General features: G+C 55.9%; 14 protein-coding genes. 12 read left to right on the top strand and 2 right to left on the bottom strand.

Translation table 11 applies throughout. From position 1 onward, the window contains the following. The first annotated feature begins 679 nt into the window (after window positions 1-679). From ACP7B7_RS23130 to ACP7B7_RS23115, 4 genes are all read left to right on the top strand, one after another. A complete protein-coding gene (locus tag ACP7B7_RS23130) occupies window positions 680-982 on the top strand; it encodes a hypothetical protein (RefSeq protein ID WP_426078242.1) in 303 nt (100 codons plus the stop codon). A gap of 121 nt (window positions 983-1,103) precedes the next feature. After that, entirely contained in the window at window positions 1,104-1,661 is a 558-nt protein-coding gene (locus tag ACP7B7_RS23125; RefSeq protein WP_426078241.1) for a hypothetical protein, read from the top strand. A gap of 81 nt (window positions 1,662-1,742) precedes the next feature. Then, window positions 1,743-2,759, top strand: a complete 1,017-nt coding sequence (locus ACP7B7_RS23120) for a DUF7146 domain-containing protein (RefSeq protein WP_426078240.1) — start codon at window positions 1,743-1,745, stop codon at window positions 2,757-2,759. Window positions 2,760-2,937: 178 nt separating this feature from the next. Continuing rightward, entirely contained in the window at window positions 2,938-4,005 is a 1,068-nt protein-coding gene (locus tag ACP7B7_RS23115) for a DUF932 domain-containing protein (protein ID WP_426078239.1), read from the top strand. 145 nt (window positions 4,006-4,150) lie between these two features. Here the strand turns inward: ACP7B7_RS23115 and ACP7B7_RS23110 are convergent, their stop codons facing one another. Further along, window positions 4,151-4,786 carry an SOS response-associated peptidase gene (locus ACP7B7_RS23110; RefSeq protein WP_426078238.1) on the bottom strand — a complete coding sequence of 212 codons (636 nt, stop codon included), beginning with the start codon at window positions 4,784-4,786 and terminating at the stop codon, window positions 4,151-4,153. Between the two features lie 361 nt (window positions 4,787-5,147). On the opposite strand from ACP7B7_RS23110, the gene imuA reads away from it, so the two are divergent. Genes imuA through ACP7B7_RS23095 form a run of 3 tightly spaced genes read left to right on the top strand, consistent with a single transcriptional unit; the run spans window position 5,148 to window position 10,460 of the window. After that, the gene (imuA, locus tag ACP7B7_RS23105) at window positions 5,148-5,891 is read left to right on the top strand and encodes a translesion DNA synthesis-associated protein ImuA (RefSeq protein ID WP_426078237.1); all 744 of its coding nucleotides are present in this window, start codon (window positions 5,148-5,150) and stop codon (window positions 5,889-5,891) included. Further along, window positions 5,824-7,293, top strand: coding sequence for a Y-family DNA polymerase (locus ACP7B7_RS23100; protein WP_426078236.1), 1,470 nt, complete (start codon window positions 5,824-5,826; stop codon window positions 7,291-7,293). The genes imuA and ACP7B7_RS23100 overlap by 68 nt, the downstream gene beginning before the upstream one ends. A 5-nt stretch (window positions 7,294-7,298) precedes the next feature. Next, window positions 7,299-10,460 carry an error-prone DNA polymerase gene (locus ACP7B7_RS23095; protein ID WP_426078275.1) on the top strand — a complete coding sequence of 1,054 codons (3,162 nt, stop codon included), beginning with the start codon at window positions 7,299-7,301 and terminating at the stop codon, window positions 10,458-10,460. Between the two features lie 177 nt (window positions 10,461-10,637). Here ACP7B7_RS23095 and ACP7B7_RS23090 read toward each other — a convergent pair whose 3' ends face one another. Further along, window positions 10,638-11,342 (bottom strand): S24 family peptidase, encoded by a 705-nt coding sequence (locus ACP7B7_RS23090; RefSeq protein ID WP_426078235.1) that lies wholly within the window; start codon window positions 11,340-11,342, stop codon window positions 10,638-10,640. Window positions 11,343-11,676: 334 nt separating this feature from the next. Here ACP7B7_RS23090 and ACP7B7_RS23085 point away from each other — a divergent pair, with 334 nt between their 5' ends. From ACP7B7_RS23085 to ACP7B7_RS23065, 5 genes are all read left to right on the top strand, one after another. After that, window positions 11,677-11,997 (top strand): hypothetical protein, encoded by a 321-nt coding sequence (locus tag ACP7B7_RS23085; RefSeq protein ID WP_426078234.1) that lies wholly within the window; start codon window positions 11,677-11,679, stop codon window positions 11,995-11,997. 24 nt (window positions 11,998-12,021) lie between these two features. Beyond that, complete coding sequence (locus ACP7B7_RS23080) at window positions 12,022-12,615, top strand: FlhC family transcriptional regulator (protein ID WP_426078233.1); 594 nt, start codon at window positions 12,022-12,024, stop codon at window positions 12,613-12,615. Window positions 12,616-12,704: 89 nt separating this feature from the next. Next, window positions 12,705-14,597, top strand: a complete 1,893-nt coding sequence (mobH, locus tag ACP7B7_RS23075) for a MobH family relaxase (RefSeq protein WP_426078232.1) — start codon at window positions 12,705-12,707, stop codon at window positions 14,595-14,597. Between the two features lie 8 nt (window positions 14,598-14,605). Further along, window positions 14,606-16,516 (top strand): conjugative transfer system coupling protein TraD, encoded by a 1,911-nt coding sequence (traD, locus tag ACP7B7_RS23070; protein WP_426078231.1) that lies wholly within the window; start codon window positions 14,606-14,608, stop codon window positions 16,514-16,516. A 26-nt stretch (window positions 16,517-16,542) separates the two neighbouring features. Next, complete coding sequence (locus ACP7B7_RS23065; RefSeq protein WP_426078230.1) at window positions 16,543-17,130, top strand: DUF4400 domain-containing protein; 588 nt, start codon at window positions 16,543-16,545, stop codon at window positions 17,128-17,130. Window positions 17,131-17,154: the final 24 nt, after the last annotated feature.

The raw sequence follows: 17,154 nt of genomic DNA, 5'->3' as shown, positions 1-17,154 counted from the left end.
CAATTGGCATTAGCAGCGGAAACACCTTGAATTTTTTAGACGGTGATGTAAAAATGGGATTGCTTTCTGCGAGATTCAATCTCGCATACTTTCAAGTGGACTTATCGATCAGCCTGCTTGATACCCTATCGCTCTGTCGATAGGCGTCGCGGTCGTTACCCGCCTTCTTAATACTCGGCAAATGCCAGTTATTCATTTCGATGAGTACTTCATCACCATAAGGTGGCGATGACCTCCAACAAGGTTACTTGCCGGCACACCTCCTGCCCTGCCTGTCTGTCTGGCACCAATTTTGTCACTCCCTTGAGCATCCAGCTCTGTCAGACGTCACGCCGACATTTTTTACGTTTTGTGTGACTGTCATTTATTCCATTCAGGAATACCGGTATCTCAATACATTGAATAGTATTATTTATTTAATTTCTCCAAATTATTCTGCAAAATAGCGAAATATTCTCCCTTCGTCTACACGGGCACCGATCTCGCCGATCCAGCGAATGACGCACTCTTGAAAAATCATAAATGACTGCCTGCATTAAATGCATCGCGCATGGCACAGCTATTAAAGTATCCCATCAGGCATTACCTCTCCCTTAATTCGCTTTGCCGACGCCATTGCATCAAATGCGTTTAGTGCTGAGCAGATTAATCACGTCTTTAATTTTCTTTGGAGGCTCACATGAAATTCTCTAACATCGAAGATGACATTAGATCTATTTATAACCAGAGCAGTTGCAATTCAGGATGTTCGTATGAAATTTTTGTACAGAAATTTTCAGAGAGTGTCGATTATGAATTGATTAACGTTGAGGTCGACGTTCAAGTTCGTGTAATCGAGATAGCGCGTCGTTTTGGCTATCTTGCACCGCGCGAGATCAATGAAATGCTGCTTGAATGGCGCAAAGATGGAAGTTGCGTTCATGGATTAGATAGCATGACTTGCCCTTGTGGCTGCTTTGAACATGACTTTGACGACGATTAAATCATCATCTGTCGCCGAATGGGCTCTAGCAACCCAATCATACACGTTGCTACCGCATTTTTTTATCCTCCGGGACATCTGCCCGACTGAATGGTGGGTCCCACTTCAGCAGGAGGTAATCATGGATACCGCATCGACGAAAGCTAAGGAAAGACGTGATCTAACTTCAACCTCATCACAGCGAGATATGTTCGACCTTCGTTGCAAAAAGAGCACCACTTATGATGACATGCTTCTTCCACTTCTCGATGAAGAACCAGAGGTTTTTTGGGATCAGAAAAGCATTGTGGAACTTCATTGGCTACTCTTGAAAAAAATCGAGGGTTTATCTGATCCGCAGACACCGTTGGAGGAGAAATTCGAACTTCTTCGATGGATATTTACTGATGGCGCACACGACCAAATGCCATTTTCTTTTGTTAACTGTCTGGAAGTGGTTAGCAAAAGTCCACTCTCGCCAACTGCTTATTTTGGCACACTCTCAAGTGATGATGTTCGCGATTGGATTGCCAGCAACGTGAAAGGTTGGTTGCAAGCGAGCTTCGGTCGATATCCTGCTTGGATACAGTCCGAGATTATTCACCATCCGGATTGGGTGGCACATCAGCTAGAGAAAAATCCGCAATGGATTAATCAGAAAATTAAAACATCCATTGTGCAGACTGATCTATTTTCTTGATGCCTTCTATTCATCCACCTGCGGGGGTGCCGGCCCCGTCGGTCGCACCTTGCGTCATGGTGGTGTTGATCCGGGGAGAAGATGATGAACATACAGGAGTACGAGGGGCGGATGCGTCGCATGCTGACGCTTGCCCACGGTCGCTGGACAGCGATCTTGGCAGAATGCGGTGTGGATCACAGGCTGCTCAAGCACCGGAACGGGCCTTGCCCAATCGCGGGTTGTGGCGGTAAAGATCGCTTTCAGTACACCGACAAGTTTGGAGAAGGAAATTATTTTTGCCGTGCTTGCGGTGCCGGAGGAGGTTTCAAGCTACTGCAGCACTGGCTGGGACTAAGCGCTGGCGATACCTTACGTAAGGTGGAAAAAGTGCTCAATGTGCTTCCTGAAACGCCTACCTCAAGCGGACCGCAACGCACTACACGCGACGCGCGGCGCAGCCGGGAGAAAGTATGGAACGAAGCGCGGCCGATCAAACCAGGCGATGAGGTAAATCGATACCTGGAGAATCGTGGCATCGCGCTGGAGCAGTATCCCGCAACGCTACGATTTCATCCCGCTTTGCCTTATTTTATCAAGGACGAGCACGCTGAAAAGTATGTCCACGTCGGCGATTATCCCGCCATGCTTGCTTGTCTCCAAGCAAAGGAAGGCAGCCCCGTGGCACTGCATCGCACCTATCTGCTCGATGGCCAGAAGGCGCCCGTGGATTCGCCGAAGAAATTGCTGGGAGATACGTGGTTCGCTTCCGCAGTCCGATTGGGGGAGCCCTCGACTGAACTCTCGGTGGCGGAAGGGCTTGAAAATGGCATCGCCATCTACAAGCACCATGGTCCGCCCGTCTGGTCGGCTTTGACGGCCGGGAATCTGGAAAAGATCTGGATTCCCGACACGATCAAGCGGCTACGCATCTATGGCGACAACGATGCCAATAGCTGCTTTGATGGGCAAGCCTCGGCATTCAGCTTGGCACGTCGTCTGAAAAAAGCGCGCCGCAGCGCACCGCTGGAAGTAGAAGTATTGATTCCCGAGGATAACGGGGCAGATTGGGTCAATGTACTGGCCCCTCAGTTCAGTTACCTCAATCACGCGGCGTAACATCGCCGCACAAACGTTGATAGGCGGGACTGCAAAGGCCCCTTGTCATGTACCGGCGGCAACGCTGGGTCGTACAAAGAGCGCATCGTGAGCGCCCTGAATGTTGTGATCAGTTTTTCAACCCCTGCGGGGATGTTCCCGCAGAGGGAGCATCTCCGCTATTTTTTTGGAGATCATCATGAAAGAAGGACGTAGCCTGAGAGGTCTGGCAACTGAGCTTGAACGTCAACTGGCCAGTAAAAAAGACATGATCGTGCCGGTGATGAAGATGCACGTATCCACTGACGCGGCCGGCCAGTGTGCCCTGGTGGTCGACGAACAAGACAGCGAACACGCGTATCCTGTGACCGATTTTGCCTTGCGCCAGATCGCTGACAAGCACGCGATTCCCTACGCCTATTTCGAACGCATGCGCCTGGAACAGCCGGTGTTGTTCGACCAGAACGTCAACACCTGGCTGCACGCGAACGCCAGCGTGAATCGCTTGGTCCGCACGCTCGATGGCAAAGCGCGCGCCTTTCTGACCGATCGCTATCGCAGGATCGACAACTGGGATCTGGCCAACTACATTTTGCCGATCCTGAGCCGTCTGCCGGGTGCCCGCTTCGAATCGGTGGAGCTGACCGAATCCAGGATGTTCCTGAAAGTCGTCACCAGCAACGTGTCCTGCGAGGTCGCACCTGGCGACGTGATCCAGGCTGGCGTCATAGTCAGCAATTCGGAGATTGGCCACGGCAAGCTGCGTGTCGAGCCACTTATCTACCGGCTGGTGTGCAGGAACGGCATGATCGTGGCCGATCGAGCGATGCGTAAAACCCATCTGGGTCGAAAACTGATCAGCGACGAAGACAACGTCGTGGTGTTTCAGGACGATACGCTGAAGGCAGAAGACCATGCCTTGTTCCTGAAAACCCGCGATATGGTCGAGTCAGCAGTGTCGGAAGTCACCTTCCGCCTGATTTCGGCAAAAATGCAGAAAACCATGGGCATCAAACTGCTTGGTGACCCCGTCAAGTCAGTCGAGGTACTGGCGAACCGGTTTGCATTTAACGATGACGAAAGCGGCGGCGTGCTGCGCCACTTGATCGAAGAAGGGGATCTATCCGGGTTTGGTCTGCTCAATGCCGTCACCGGCTACTCACAGGACATCGCCGATTATGAGCGGGCGACGGACTTCGAAGAGTTCGGTGGCCACATCCTCAATTTTGAACCGGTGGACTGGAAGGCGATCGTCATGCCTGCCTGAGATCCATGCGGCAGTAGTGACATCAGCACGGCTCGTCGCGTCACGCAATAATGCAGTTCAACAGCCCGGACCAGTATGTTCAGTCCGGGCTTTTTTATTGTCACCGCTGGCAATGGCAGATCTTCCAACGCTACGGAAAAGTGCTTTATTTTTTGGGCGCCGGCACGGCCGCCATCAATTCGGATGGATAGAGCGTCAGAAAGGCCCGGGCAAATTCCGGATCACCGCAATCGAGCCAGTCATCGTATTGTGATGCTGGAACAATGACAAGTGAGCGCTTTTCCTGGTCAGGCTTATGAAACCGCCGCATCAATGGATGGTCATCCGCGTTCACTGTCAACTGCGTAAAGCTAAAGCCCGGCGCGCCCTCGATATCAACAGTGTCGCGCCACAATCCCGCCACTGCAAACAATGCCTGATCCGCCATGCCAATGCGCCAGCGGACATGTTCACCCGTTTCCCAGTTCGGCTCATAGAACCCCGCCATCGGCACCAGGCAAAGCTGCCCTTGACGCCATGGCTTTGAAAAGCTGCGTTTGCTACCGACTGTCTCTGATTTGGCATTCATGGTACTGAATTTCTTGACCCCGGCGGGAATGCTCTTTTGCGGTACCATGCCAAATGTGCCGATCAGCGTTTCCCTAGCTCCCTGTACGCCGCGACGGATAATAGGTGCCGCATAATCTTGCCATGTTTCCGCTGGCCACTGTGCATCGGGTGCGGCCACCGTGTTGAACAGATCGAGTTCGTGCCGCTTTACAGTCACATAGTTCACGCACATGGTGCCCCCATCGAGTTAACTGTCTCGATTGTACAAGCAGACCGTGCCATTCTCAGTTCGTCAGGTCACGCATGCCGACAAGGCACAGGCCGGTCGTGATCGCCAGTCTGGAGGGCGTGCCAGGCACGGTTTCCCAATCGCCGGCACTGCAATACATGCGGCCAGTGTGCGTTTCTCCGATTCTGACCAAGCTACCTCGCCCTGCATGGGTTGAACCATCGCTCGCGCTCCTGGACGTCATCGACCATTCCAAGATGCAATTGAATTTCCTTGCGCATTTTTTTCAATTGCCATTATACTGTATGCCTATACAGTATTTTATTGACAACAACATTCATTTCTAGACGAACATTGAACTGCCATGCTTACCTCTCCTCTCACCATCACCGCAGAAGCACGGATTGCGGGACAGCTCGCCATGCGCGATGTCTGGCGGGCGAGTGAACTGGCCATATCGCGTTCGACTACTTGTAGCACCGGCCACGCAGCGCTCGATGCCCAGCTGCCGAACAGCGGTTGGCCGCGTTCGGCATTGATTGAAGTATTGGTACAACAGGCAGGGATTGGTGAGATCCAGCTGCTGCAGCCAACGCTGGCCAGCCTGTCCCGCACCCAGCGCATCGCGCTGATCCAGCCCCCTTATCTGCCGCATGCGATGGCGTGCAAATCCTGGGGTATCAATGAGCGCAATTTGCTCTGGCTGCGCTCAGCCAGTTCGGCCGATGCGCTGTGGTCAGCTGAACAGATCCTTAAAAACGGCTCGTGCGGCGCGGTGATTCTGTGGCAGGCCAATGTCCGGCCAGAGGCGCTGCGGCGCCTGAATCTGGCAGCGCAAAGTACCGACACCTGGCTGTGGCTGATGCGCCCGCTGTCATCGAGTGCCGATGCCTCGCCATCGCCGCTGCGCCTTGCTCTGCGTCCGGCACTCGGCGGCGTGTCGGTTGACATCATCAAGCGTCGCGGCCCCCATTGCGACGCGCCGCTCTTCGTATCGCTTGCAGACATGCCCGCCGGTCGCCACTCCCTGGAGACACCCCATGAAATTACTGCTCAGCGTACACCTGCCGTTGCTGCCGCTCGAAACGCTGCGCCCGTCCTGGTCTGACGCCGGCGCGTATGCCGTGATGCACCTGCAGATGGTCCACGCCCTGTCCCCCGAGGCAGCACGCAGTGGCGTGCGGATCGGCATGCGGGCCGCAGGCGTGGCGGCAATTGCCCCCGATACCATCCTGATCGATCGTGACATCGAGAAGGAAGCGCGTGCGCTCGACGCCATTGCCATGGCACTGCTCCAATTTACCCCCGAAGTGACATTTGCCGACGATTTTTCGATCCTGATGGAGGTCAGCGCGAGCCTGCGCCTGTTCAATGGGCCGCACGCGCTGTGCCAGCGTGTCAGCCGCAGTGTCGCACTACTGGGCTTTACTCCCCAGATGGGCAGTGGGCCGACAGCGCAGGGGGCCTGGCTACTGGCCAGGAGCGGTCGGCGCAAGCATGCAATTTGTCGCCGCCGCACCTTGGCCATGACTTCGCTGCACCGCTATCTCGACCGCTTGCCGAACGAGCTGCTGCCGTCCGCGGCAGCCCATAGCGACTGGTTTGCCGGTATTGGCGCAAAGCACCTGGGAGCGCTGCGGCGCTTGCCGCGCACCGGCCTGATGCGGCGCACCAGCAAGGCCCTCATTGACGAACTCGATCGCGCATACGGCCAGGCGCCCGAAATGTTTCAATGGCTCACCATGCCGCTGCACTTTTCCGAACGCGTGGAAACCTTTGACCGGGTCGAACATGCCGAGGCGCTGATGCACGGCGCGACGCGGCTGATCCTGCAGTTGGTCGGCTGGTTGACCTCACTGCAGCAAGCCGTACGCATGTTCACACTGGCACTCGAGCATGAGCGCGGCCGCGCGGCAATCGCGCCGACCATCCTTGACATTGCGTTAGCCGAGCCGGCATGGCATGAAGCACATCTGGTGCGATTGCTCAAAGAGCGCCTGGCAAAGGTCGAGCTGACCGCACCGGTGATTGCCTTGCGACTGGAGGCGAGCCGTATCGAACCGATGCTGCCGCCCAACGCCTCGCTGTTTCCGGAGCCTGGCGGCTCGCCACAAGATTATCACCGCCTGCTTGAGCTGCTCACCGCGCGGTTAGGCGTCGACAATGTCCTCTCGCCTGCGGCGGCGCAGGACTATCGGCCGGAGTTTTGCAATGCATGGACACCCGTCACGGAAAAGCGTGCCAAACCGGATGGCGACGAGATCATGTCCGGCCGGCCGTTCTGGCTGCTGCCCAAACCCATTCCATTACTGATGCGCAACGAGCGGCCGTTCTACAGCAGTCCATTGAAACTGATCCAGGGGCCCGAACGGCTTGAAGCAGGGTGGTGGGACGACCAGACCGCGGCGCGCGACTATTACGTGGCGCAGGGTACCGATGCCACTTGCTACTGGATCTATCTCGAGCGTGTCAAAGACGCGCGCTGGTATTTACATGGACTGTATGCGTGAAAGCCATGCACACTATCCCGATCACTCCCGTGTCGACGCTACCCGATTACGCCGAACTCCAAGCATTTAGCCACTATACTTTTTTGCGCGGAGCCTCGGCCCCGGAGGATCTGGTCGCGCGCGCCTACAATCTGGGCTACAAGGCAGTGGCCATCACCGACGAGTGCACGCTAGCCGGCGTCGTCAAAGCCCACATCGCTGCCAAGACGCTGGGCATGCATTTGGTGATCGGCAGCCAGATGACGGCCACGCCGGAGGACGGCAGTGCATCGTTCGATCTGATTATCCTGGCCATGTCGCACAACGGTTACGGCAACCTGTCCGAGCTTATTACCGTCGCGCGCACCCGTAGCGAGAAGGGAACGTATCTGCTCAAGCCCAGGGACATCGCCGCGCCAGTCGGCGACCTGGTGCACCTGCGCGGCATGCACGACTGCCAGTTCATCCTGGCGCCGCGCTACAACACCGCCTACGAGGAAGTGGCGCGCCAGGCGGCATGGCTGGTGCAATGCGTGCCTGGCCGTGCGCGTATCGCCCTGACACTCCATCATCGTGGCCAGGACGAGCAGCATCGCACGCTGGTTGCCAATATCTCGCGCGAATTTGGCATGCCGGTGGTCGCCACGGGGGAGGTATGCATGCATGTGCGCTCCTGCAAACCATTGCAGGACACCATGACGGCGATCCGGCATGGCGTGCCGGTAGCCCAGTGCGGCTACCGGCTGGCGCCAAACGCGGAGCAGCACCTGCGGGCGCGCGTACGCCTGGCCAATCTGTACCCGCGCGAAGCGATGGAAGAGGCGGTACGCGTTGCGCAATCATGCCAGTTTTCGCTCGACGAACTGCGCTATCAGTATCCGCACGAGCTGGTGCCGGAAGGGGAAAACGCCACATCCTATCTGCGCCGGGAAACATATATTGGCGCCCACTGGCGCTACCCGGCCGGCGTGCCGGACAATGTGCAGGCACTGCTTGATCGCGAGCTGACGCTCATTGCCGAGCTACGCTACGAATCCTATTTTTTGACGGTGTTTGATATCGTGCGCTTCGCACGTTCGCGACAAATCCTGTGCCAGGGCCGCGGCTCGGCCGCCAATTCCGCCGTCTGCTATTGCCTGGGGGTGACCGAGGTGGATCCGTCGCGCGGCACGCTGCTGTTCGAGCGCTTCATTTCCAAAGAGCGAAATGAGCCGCCGGACATCGACATCGATTTCGAACACCAGCGCCGCGAGGAAGTCATCCAGTACATTTATCAAAAATATGGCCGCATGCGTGCCGCATTGACGGCGGTGGTCACGTCCTACCGCCCCAAAAGTGTATTGCGCGATGTCGGCAAAGCATTAGGTGTCGACCTCAGCATCGTCGACAAAGTGGCCAAAGCAAGCCACGGTTGGGGTGGCAAGACCGACCTGCAGGAACGTCTGCTCGCCTGCGGCTTCGATCCGGAATCGCCGATCGCCGACAAGTGGTACGTCCTGGCCGAGCAGCTGATGCGCTTTCCGCGCCATCTGAGCCAGCACCCCGGAGGGTTTGTCATTTCGCACACCAAGCTGTCACGGATGGTACCGGTCGAAAATGCCGCCATGTCCGAGCGCAGCATTATCCAGTGGGACAAGGACGATATCGATGCGGTGGGATTGCTGAAAGTCGATATCCTGGCGCTCGGCATGCTGTCCTGTATCCGGCGCGCGCTCGACTTGGTGAGCGAACAGCGTGGCGAGCGCTTCGAGCTGGGCGATGTGCCGGCCGAAGATCCGGCGACGTACGACATGATCTGCCAGGCCGACACGATCGGCGTGTTTCAGATTGAGTCGCGCGCACAGATGTCGATGCTGCCGCGCCTACTGCCGCGCACGTTTTATGACCTGGTCATTGAGGTCGCCATCATTCGGCCCGGTCCGATCCAGGGCGGCATGATCCATCCTTTTTTACGGCGTCGGCAAGGCCTTGATCCGGTCTCCTACCCCAGTGCGGAAATTGAATCGGTGCTGGAGCGGACCCTGGGCATTCCGATTTTCCAGGAGCAGGTCATGCAAATTGCCATGGTTGCCGCCGGCTTTTCCGCTGGCGAGGCCGATCAACTGCGGCGCGCGATGGCGGCCTGGAAACGCAAGGGGGGACTGGAGCAATTTGAAACCAAGCTCATGCTCGGTATGACCGAGCGCGGCTACAGCGAACAGTTTGCCACCTCCATTATTGGCCAGATTCGCGGATTTGCTGAGTATGGGTTTCCGGAATCGCACGCCGCTAGTTTCGCGCTGCTGGCCTATGCATCAAGCTGGCTCAAATGCCACCAGCCGGCGGCCTTCCTCGCCGCGCTGCTGAACTCCCAGCCGATGGGATTTTATAGCCGGTCGGCGCTGGTGCAGGACGCATGTCGCCACGGTATCGAAGTGCGGCCGGTCGATGTGTGCATCAGCGGCTGGGACGCGACACTGGAGCCGCCAGAGCAGGGCGCACAGCCTGCTGTACGCCTGGGATTGAATGTTATTCGCGGCCTGGAACAGGATGCCGCCTGGCGTATCGAGGAGGCGCGCGCCGTGCGCACATTCGACACCACGGCGGATCTGGCGGCGCGTGCGGGCCTGAATGCCGGTCATCTGACGGCACTGGCTAGCGCGAACGCCTTGGAATCGTTGTCGGGCAATCGCCGCGAGGCAATGTGGCAAGCCGCAGCCAGCATCCCAGAGAAGGGACTGTTGCGCCTGGCAACGATCATGGAAGACGGGGTGCAGCTGGAAGCGCCCACCGAGGCGGAGGACACCGTTGCCGACTATCGCCATCTGGGCCTGACGCTGGGCCGCCATCCTGTAAGCTATCTGCGCAAACGACTATTGACAATGCGCTTCCTGCCATCGGACGTGCTGGCCAGCTTTTCCAACGGCCAACTGGCGCGCGGTTGTGGCATCGTCACAGTGCGCCAGCGCCCGGAGACCGCCAAGGGTGTGGTGTTTATCACACTCGAGGACGAAGCTGGCACGGTGAATGTCATCTGCTGGTCAAGCTTGGTTGATCAGTATCGACGCGAGATCATGGGGGCATCATTGCTGGGCGTCTATGGCATCTGGCAGTGCGAGCACAACGTCCGGCACCTGATCGCAAAGCGGTTGGTCGATCTGAGTCATCTGCTCGGCGAGCTGGATACGAAGTCACGCAATTTTCATTAATCCACCTTGATGTTCCACCGGCTATTTACGCTTGGCAGCGAGCTATGCTGCGCTCCGCACCTCACCGCAAAGTGGGATGCCACACTGTGATCGCTTGGCACCGTGCTGCGCAGAGCAGGGCGCTGCGATCTATCCCGAATGCCAGGCTACAACGCTGCAGCGGTGACTCATTCAATATCAAAAATGCACTGGGTTCAATGCAATCTTGACCTTGCCAATAATCTTCAATTCCAACGGTTGGCCATCCAGGCGTTGCTCAATCACAATTGGCGCATACCGAATATTCTCGCAATGCAATACCACCCCCTTTTCCGGCCGCACCTCGATGTTTCTGACCACCGTTTGGCCATGGTACTCGATTACATAGACACCGCTGCTATCGCCTTGGCAATCGTCCCTATCAAAGAAGACAGCAGCACCTGGATTGATCAACGGTGCCATGTCATCGCCCCATAGCATGTGAACATTCAGCTCATGCGAAGTCAATCTGGTTTCATCAATCACTGCGCTGATCCAGTCTGGTTTCTGTAGGTCATCATGATCGAGGTGGGAGGCAATTGCATCGGTCAAGTCATGAAACAGGAAAGACGTGCGGTGGCGGGTAAGGCCGAGCAGCCAATTCGCGTCGACCCCAAATTGAATGCACAAGATAGCCAGCGAACGCAAATCGGGGAGACCAGGTGACTCGCGGTCGAGCCAACGCCGCACTGTCTGCTCCGCCCGTCCCGTTATTTCGCTTAAAAAACTATGCTGTGAACCACGAGCCACATTCAACTTGGCGAGTTCAACATTAATGCGGTTTCGCAGTCCTGGCACCAGATCAATCGCCACCGCACCGACGATCGTTTTGGCCAACGGTACAATTTTTTTTTGAGATCTCATCTTAGAGTCACTCCTAAGCATAGCAACATCAAGATTCAATTTATTTGTAGGCAGTTTACAGCACTTGCTCTTCCCTAGGAACAACGCAATTCTTATCAACAAATAGAGGAACACCGTTTAAAAAATATAAACATTTTTCATCTTTTTTGATTTTCCCGCACTACTAAAATGAGCATTTGCTATTGACGTTGTCTTTTGCGTGGTGTAGGCTAAAAAATCAATATAACCCTCACCACGGCGGTTTTGATTATAGGAAATTAGTCGTGGCAGCAAGACCATTCTGTCGACCCAAGAAATTACCTTAGACAAGTTTTCGACTCAATTGAGGCTAACCATGGATAGCGACCACGTCTTTAGTAATGTTCAATGGATGAATCTGCAATTATTAAACCTGATTCATCTCAACGTAAAAACCAATCCGGTTGTAGCCGCATATAATTTCAGGCTCACCACAGAGCAATGTGCACGTTTGTCCAAGATGAGTTCCGCCGATATACAGGCGCTGGCTGACAATATGTCAGGTGAAAGTCTCTTCCTTCCACGTAGTGATTTTCTGCAATTATTAGACGCGCCTGCCTGCCTATCCAGCATTTTATCAGTGGTACGCCCGCCTACCCCATCCAATCTTTCGCAAAATAAATTTGCCACGATGTAAATCAAAGCAATTGCAGAAAGGCATATGATGGGATATATGCAAATTCATCGTCGAATCAACGCATTGAAACTTGCCGGTGCTTGCGCACAACTCGGCGCGCGTATGGGAACGACCTCATGCATTAGCGGACTCAGTTATACTTCGTTACGCTATCTGCTTTACGACCGCAATAGTGAAAACCGCGGCAGAAACATGGCATCAGTCGTTTTCTGGTATGAAAAAGCGAGTTATGCAGAAAAAGCCCACGCCTGCATGTTTGCCACAATCTTCATGCGCATCTATGACCTTCACCCGGCAGGGCCACATTACTCTGCTGGCGAAGCGCTAATCGATAGCTATACATTATATGCAGAGCGTTGTCACAGCACCCGACTCGTTTCGATTGACCGGGCATTTTTGTTAGCATGCCATTTAAAAGGGATATGGAAGCAACGTACTACTTCCCTTCTGCTGCACCGTTGCTCCCACTGTGGTTGCCAATCGATCATTCACCGTGACGATGTTGTGGGGATGACGACGCAATGTATTTTCTGCGAAATATTAAAGAAATGCACCTACGCGCATGTCAGCAGGCTCTTCCCATTACCGACTCGCCGCTGCACATCCCGTTCGAGATAACACTCAACTACAAACGCATGAGTATGAAGAACGTCATGTTAGCACCCAGGAAATAAATAAAAACTGATTTCATCAATGAGGCAATGGTCATGACAATCTCTTCTTGGCTTGATTGGCTACTAGCACCAAACCACGCCGGCACCAAGAAAAAGGCATCCAGTCGCGCTGACGGGCACTCCACTACCAACCGCGATCGACGCCCGGTCGACGATAAAACGATCACCATCCGCTCTGCCAATACGATTCTTGAAAGCCATCAAGATTTAATTCAACGCATAAAGCTGTCCTATGGCTGTGATCAAGAAACATTCCAACGAGAACTACTGCCGCTCATTCAACGTTATATCGAATTTGTCCTGGATCTTCCCGCCACACCCAATCATTTTTTCTGCCAAGCAGGGGGAATGGTTGCCTTGGGGTTGCGGACGGCATTTTATGCACTGCAAGCGACCGATGATCAAATCTTCGAGGGCCGCGCCAGCATCACCAAACGCCGCCATTTGGAATTGCGCTGGCGCAAGGCGACTTTTATCGCCGGCCTGTGCGCCGAGCTTCATCGCACGCTCAGTCATATTCACGTCAGTGACGTACAAAACCATGCATGGCAACCATACCTGATGCCACTGGGAAAATGGGTCGAGCGGCATCGGATCAAGTGCCTCATCATTCAATGGGAAGCAGGAAAGCAGGAAACCCGCTCACTCGGTTTGTATGCCTTGCCATTCATCGTCACGGCCGAGATCATGGCGGATCTCGCCGAAGAAAATAATGTCGTGGTCCCGCATATGCTCGCGTCCATTAGTGGTAGTGTCACGTTACAGGAGCACAACTTACTTGATGACCTGGTGCGGCGCGCCGCCGCGTTCGTCATCGACCTTGACCTTCAAGACACCGCACGCGCGCAAGGTACACAACCACCGGGCCTGCATCTTGGCCGTTACTTCCTCGCCACCATGCAGGAATTGGTGGTGAACAGCGCAAGTTGGCGTCCCAACACAGAAAAATCCCGGGTCTGGTTCGGACCAGAAGGGCTGTTCGTCGTGTGGCCCAATGCATTCAATGAAGTACTGAAAATACTGGATGAACAGCTGTTACCTGGCCTGCCAAAATCCGCCGACCAGGTACTGGATATTCTGCTCGACAATGGCATGGTCCAGCCCCAGGACCAGGTGCAATCGACCTGGCTGATCCGGCCGCCCAGCGTGACCTCCGGGATCGAAGCCATCAAACTGGTCAATCCGGCGTTACTGCTGAACGGCGTGGTGCCATCCCCTATACCGCTCTCCATGCCATTGCTGTTCGGAGCGCAGCGCCCGCCACCTGCGCCGGCATCGGCCCCGCATGCACCAACACCCGCACCTGCCGATATTGCCGCCTCAACGCCGGCGTCAACCCTGCCGCGGCGCCCCCTGAAAGCGGGCAATGTCCGCTACTTGCACATCGCATCCGGTCGCACCGCCGCCAAACCGCCGGCGCCCAACCAGGCATCCGGCAGCGATGCAAGTCAGCAACCTGCCACCCACCTTGTCGAGACATTACCGACGCCAGCGGTAGACAGCCAGCCTGACCTGTTCGAATCGACACCGTGTGCAAGCCCACCGCAGACCAGGAATGTGGCATCGCCAACGGCGACCACTAACAGTAGCGACGCTGTGCTGTCATTTAAAGTACCAATGCGCCTCAATCATGCGCTCGTCAAGCCGCTGAGCCAAATCATCCATACGATGAATCTGGCGCCGTCGCTGATGGCATGCTGCACTACCGCCGCCGGCATATTCATCCCGCTCAGCGAACTGGCAAAGCGCCAGGTCGATATTCAGATTGCCGTCCGCGCCATGGCTGAAACAAGCATGCTGGTGCAGCATCGGTCTGGCCCCACGACCGACAGGGAATTTCAAGGAAAAACCGTTCCAGGCGTGGTATTGAAGCCGGCTTTCGTCCACGGGCTGCATGGTGACGACTTCAACGAGCCGGATACCTAGGAGCACCCATGCTGCTTCGAGCATACGAGATGCCTTGGCGCCGGGCAACAGAACTGTATGCCGGCTCGGCGTGGGCCTGCGCGTGTGCCGCGTTGGTCTACATGACACCGGATACTGTTCCGCTCAAATTGGGCCTGTGTTCGGCCAGCATGTCGCTGATGATGTCCGCCTACCGTATGCGGCAAGGCCTGCATATTATCAAGGTCCGCGCGGCACTCTCGGGACGGGCCATGGAGATGATATCGACCAAAGCGCTCGCCAACTACATCAAACACGACGATCAGCTTTTTTTGGGCTTTGGCTTTGAATGGAAACCGGTGCATTCCCAACGCTTGTATGAGCTGTCCAAGGTCGACTACAAGGATTACCTGATCTCCCCGCTGGTGCAAACGCTCCTGAACTACGCAATCGGGCGCAGTTTCGTGATTCAATCGCAACCGGACACCGAGATCGGCCTGCCCATCTTGCATGGCGTTAGCACGATGGAAATTCCACTCTACCGTCCGTTGCAAAATTTCGAGGGTGGTACCGTCATCGTCGGCACCACCCAGTCCGGCAAGGGCGTTATGCTCGGCAATCTGTTGACCCAGGCAATCAAGCGCGGTGATGTCGTCATTTGTCTGGATCCGAAAAATTCAAGCCGTCTCAAGCGCATTGTCATGCGCGCGTGTCGGGACTACCGCTCCCCCGACACATTCATCTGGTTTCATCCGGCCTTTCCGGAACACAGTGCCAGGATCGACTTCACCTTCAACTGGCAAAAACCGACCGAGGTTGCCTCGCGTCTGGAGTCCATCTTGCCGCCCGATACGGCAGGGTCGTTCTCGGCATTTGCATGGAGCGCAGTAAACGTCGTGGTACAAGGCATGGTCAGCCTGGAGCGGCGCCCCAATTTAATGAAACTGACGAAATACATCGAAGGAGGCATTGAACCGATACTGGAAGAATGTTTGCGGCGGCATTTCAAGAAACTGTTGGGGGTGAGCTGGCGGGCCAGGCCGGAGATGGCGCAACTGCTCGACCGATCGAGCAAAGGCTTGATCAAATCGCCCAGTCCCTCGGCCAGCACCGATCTGCTCGCGTTCGTCGCATACTATGAGCATTACCTGCCGGAGTTGCAGCATGACAAGGTGATCGACTCCCAGGTAGGGGTGTTTCGGCATAACCGGGAACACTACCAAAAAATCACCGCCAACCTGCTACCTATCTTGTCGATGCTGACCTCCGGTGACCTCGGAAAATCGCTGTCACCGAATCCGTTCGATCCAGAAGACGAGCGCCCGATCATGAACTTCGAGAAGATCGAACGGGGCGGCCATGTCCTGCTGATGTGTCTTGATTCACTGCCGGATCCATCGGTCGCCAGTGCGATCGGCGCCCTGGCATTGGCGGATCTGGCGGCGCGCTCTGGCATGCGGTATAACCTGGGCGGCTACCGTCGCATCACCCTGGTGGTCGACGAAGTGTCGAACGTGATCAACCAGCCACTCATCGAGATCCTCAACAAGGGCGCCGAGGGCGGCATCTTCTCCATCGTCGCCATGCAAACATTTGCCGATCTGGCCAAGCGACTGGGCAGTGCGGATGCGGCACGGATGGCGCTAGGTAACCTGAACAATTTGATCGCATTTCGCTCCAAAGATCAGCCGACACAGGAATTCATTGTGGAAACGTTTGGCAAAACCGGCATCCACAGCATGCGCGTCGGGCGCAATACGGCGTCGGATGCGCATCTGAGTGACTTTACGGCGGTAACGTCGCTGCAAGTTACCGAAGAGCTTGACGATGCAATCCCCCCTTCGATGCTGGGAAAACTGCCCAATCTGCAATACTTTGCATCGGTCTCGGGTGGCAGGTTGATCAAGGGTCGGTGCACGCTGCTCGACCCAGGCCCCGACGATTATCCCGAGGTGGCATGATGTTCAGGGTACTGAGCATTGGCTCGTTGAGCATCCTCCTGATCATGGTGCTGTATCTGCCGGCCGCCTATACGCCCGTCGAATTTGTGCAGCAGATTCGGGTCGAGCACGACGCAGCAATGCGGTTTTGGCAGGGAGACTTCGGTACGCATATTTTGGCGCGCACCTTGGTCTTCGTCGACGCAACACCGCGCAAGGTTCCGCTGATGCCCCCTGACAAGCCACGCCCGCCGCCGTCGGGCGCCGTAGCGCTCGAGGTCGGAAGGGTCGGCAACCGGATGATCGATAATGCCTACGTCCGCTCCCTGAATGGTTTGCTAGCCCTCAGCGCGTATCGCCTGGCGACCCTGATCGAATGGCTGCCGTGTTTCGCCGTACTGTTGCTTGCCAGTTTTATTGACGGGGCGATCCGGCGCGCGGTCAAAAGAAAAGAGTTCCTGCGGCACAGTCCGGAAATCTTTGGGGTATGCACCTGTCTCCTGGTCGTGACCATCTGTATGACGGTACTCTCGTTGGTGCTACCGTGGACAGCGCACCCTCTGCTCGCTCCCATCATGTTGCTGTTCATGTGCGTCCTGATCAATCTGGGCGTCGCCAATTACGTCAAGGCATAGCGGTGATGTGCCGGGCCTGCACGC

Origin of the sequence: Janthinobacterium sp. PSPC3-1, from assembly GCF_049896105.1 — a bacterium.
GTDB lineage: Bacteria > Pseudomonadota > Gammaproteobacteria > Burkholderiales > Burkholderiaceae_D > Janthinobacterium.
This window is presented reverse-complemented; position numbering and strand designations above follow the sequence as displayed.

What these genes read in the sequence shown, in the direction of transcription:
- ACP7B7_RS23130 (WP_426078242.1), top strand. Translation starts at nt 680, where the DNA reads ATGAAATTCTCTAACATCGAAGATGACATTAGATCTATTTATAACCAG.
- ACP7B7_RS23125 (WP_426078241.1), top strand. Translation starts at nt 1,104, where the DNA reads ATGGATACCGCATCGACGAAAGCTAAGGAAAGACGTGATCTAACTTCA.
- ACP7B7_RS23120 (WP_426078240.1), top strand. Translation starts at nt 1,743, where the DNA reads ATGATGAACATACAGGAGTACGAGGGGCGGATGCGTCGCATGCTGACG.
- ACP7B7_RS23115 (WP_426078239.1), top strand. Translation starts at nt 2,938, where the DNA reads ATGAAAGAAGGACGTAGCCTGAGAGGTCTGGCAACTGAGCTTGAACGT.
- ACP7B7_RS23110 (WP_426078238.1), bottom strand. Translation starts at nt 4,786, where the DNA reads ATGTGCGTGAACTATGTGACTGTAAAGCGGCACGAACTCGATCTGTTC.
- imuA (WP_426078237.1), top strand. Translation starts at nt 5,148, where the DNA reads ATGCTTACCTCTCCTCTCACCATCACCGCAGAAGCACGGATTGCGGGA.
- ACP7B7_RS23100 (WP_426078236.1), top strand. Translation starts at nt 5,824, where the DNA reads ATGAAATTACTGCTCAGCGTACACCTGCCGTTGCTGCCGCTCGAAACG.
- ACP7B7_RS23095 (WP_426078275.1), top strand. Translation starts at nt 7,299, where the DNA reads ATGCACACTATCCCGATCACTCCCGTGTCGACGCTACCCGATTACGCC.
- ACP7B7_RS23090 (WP_426078235.1), bottom strand. Translation starts at nt 11,342, where the DNA reads ATGAGATCTCAAAAAAAAATTGTACCGTTGGCCAAAACGATCGTCGGT.
- ACP7B7_RS23085 (WP_426078234.1), top strand. Translation starts at nt 11,677, where the DNA reads ATGGATAGCGACCACGTCTTTAGTAATGTTCAATGGATGAATCTGCAA.
- ACP7B7_RS23080 (WP_426078233.1), top strand. Translation starts at nt 12,022, where the DNA reads ATGATGGGATATATGCAAATTCATCGTCGAATCAACGCATTGAAACTT.
- mobH (WP_426078232.1), top strand. Translation starts at nt 12,705, where the DNA reads ATGACAATCTCTTCTTGGCTTGATTGGCTACTAGCACCAAACCACGCC.
- traD (WP_426078231.1), top strand. Translation starts at nt 14,606, where the DNA reads ATGCTGCTTCGAGCATACGAGATGCCTTGGCGCCGGGCAACAGAACTG.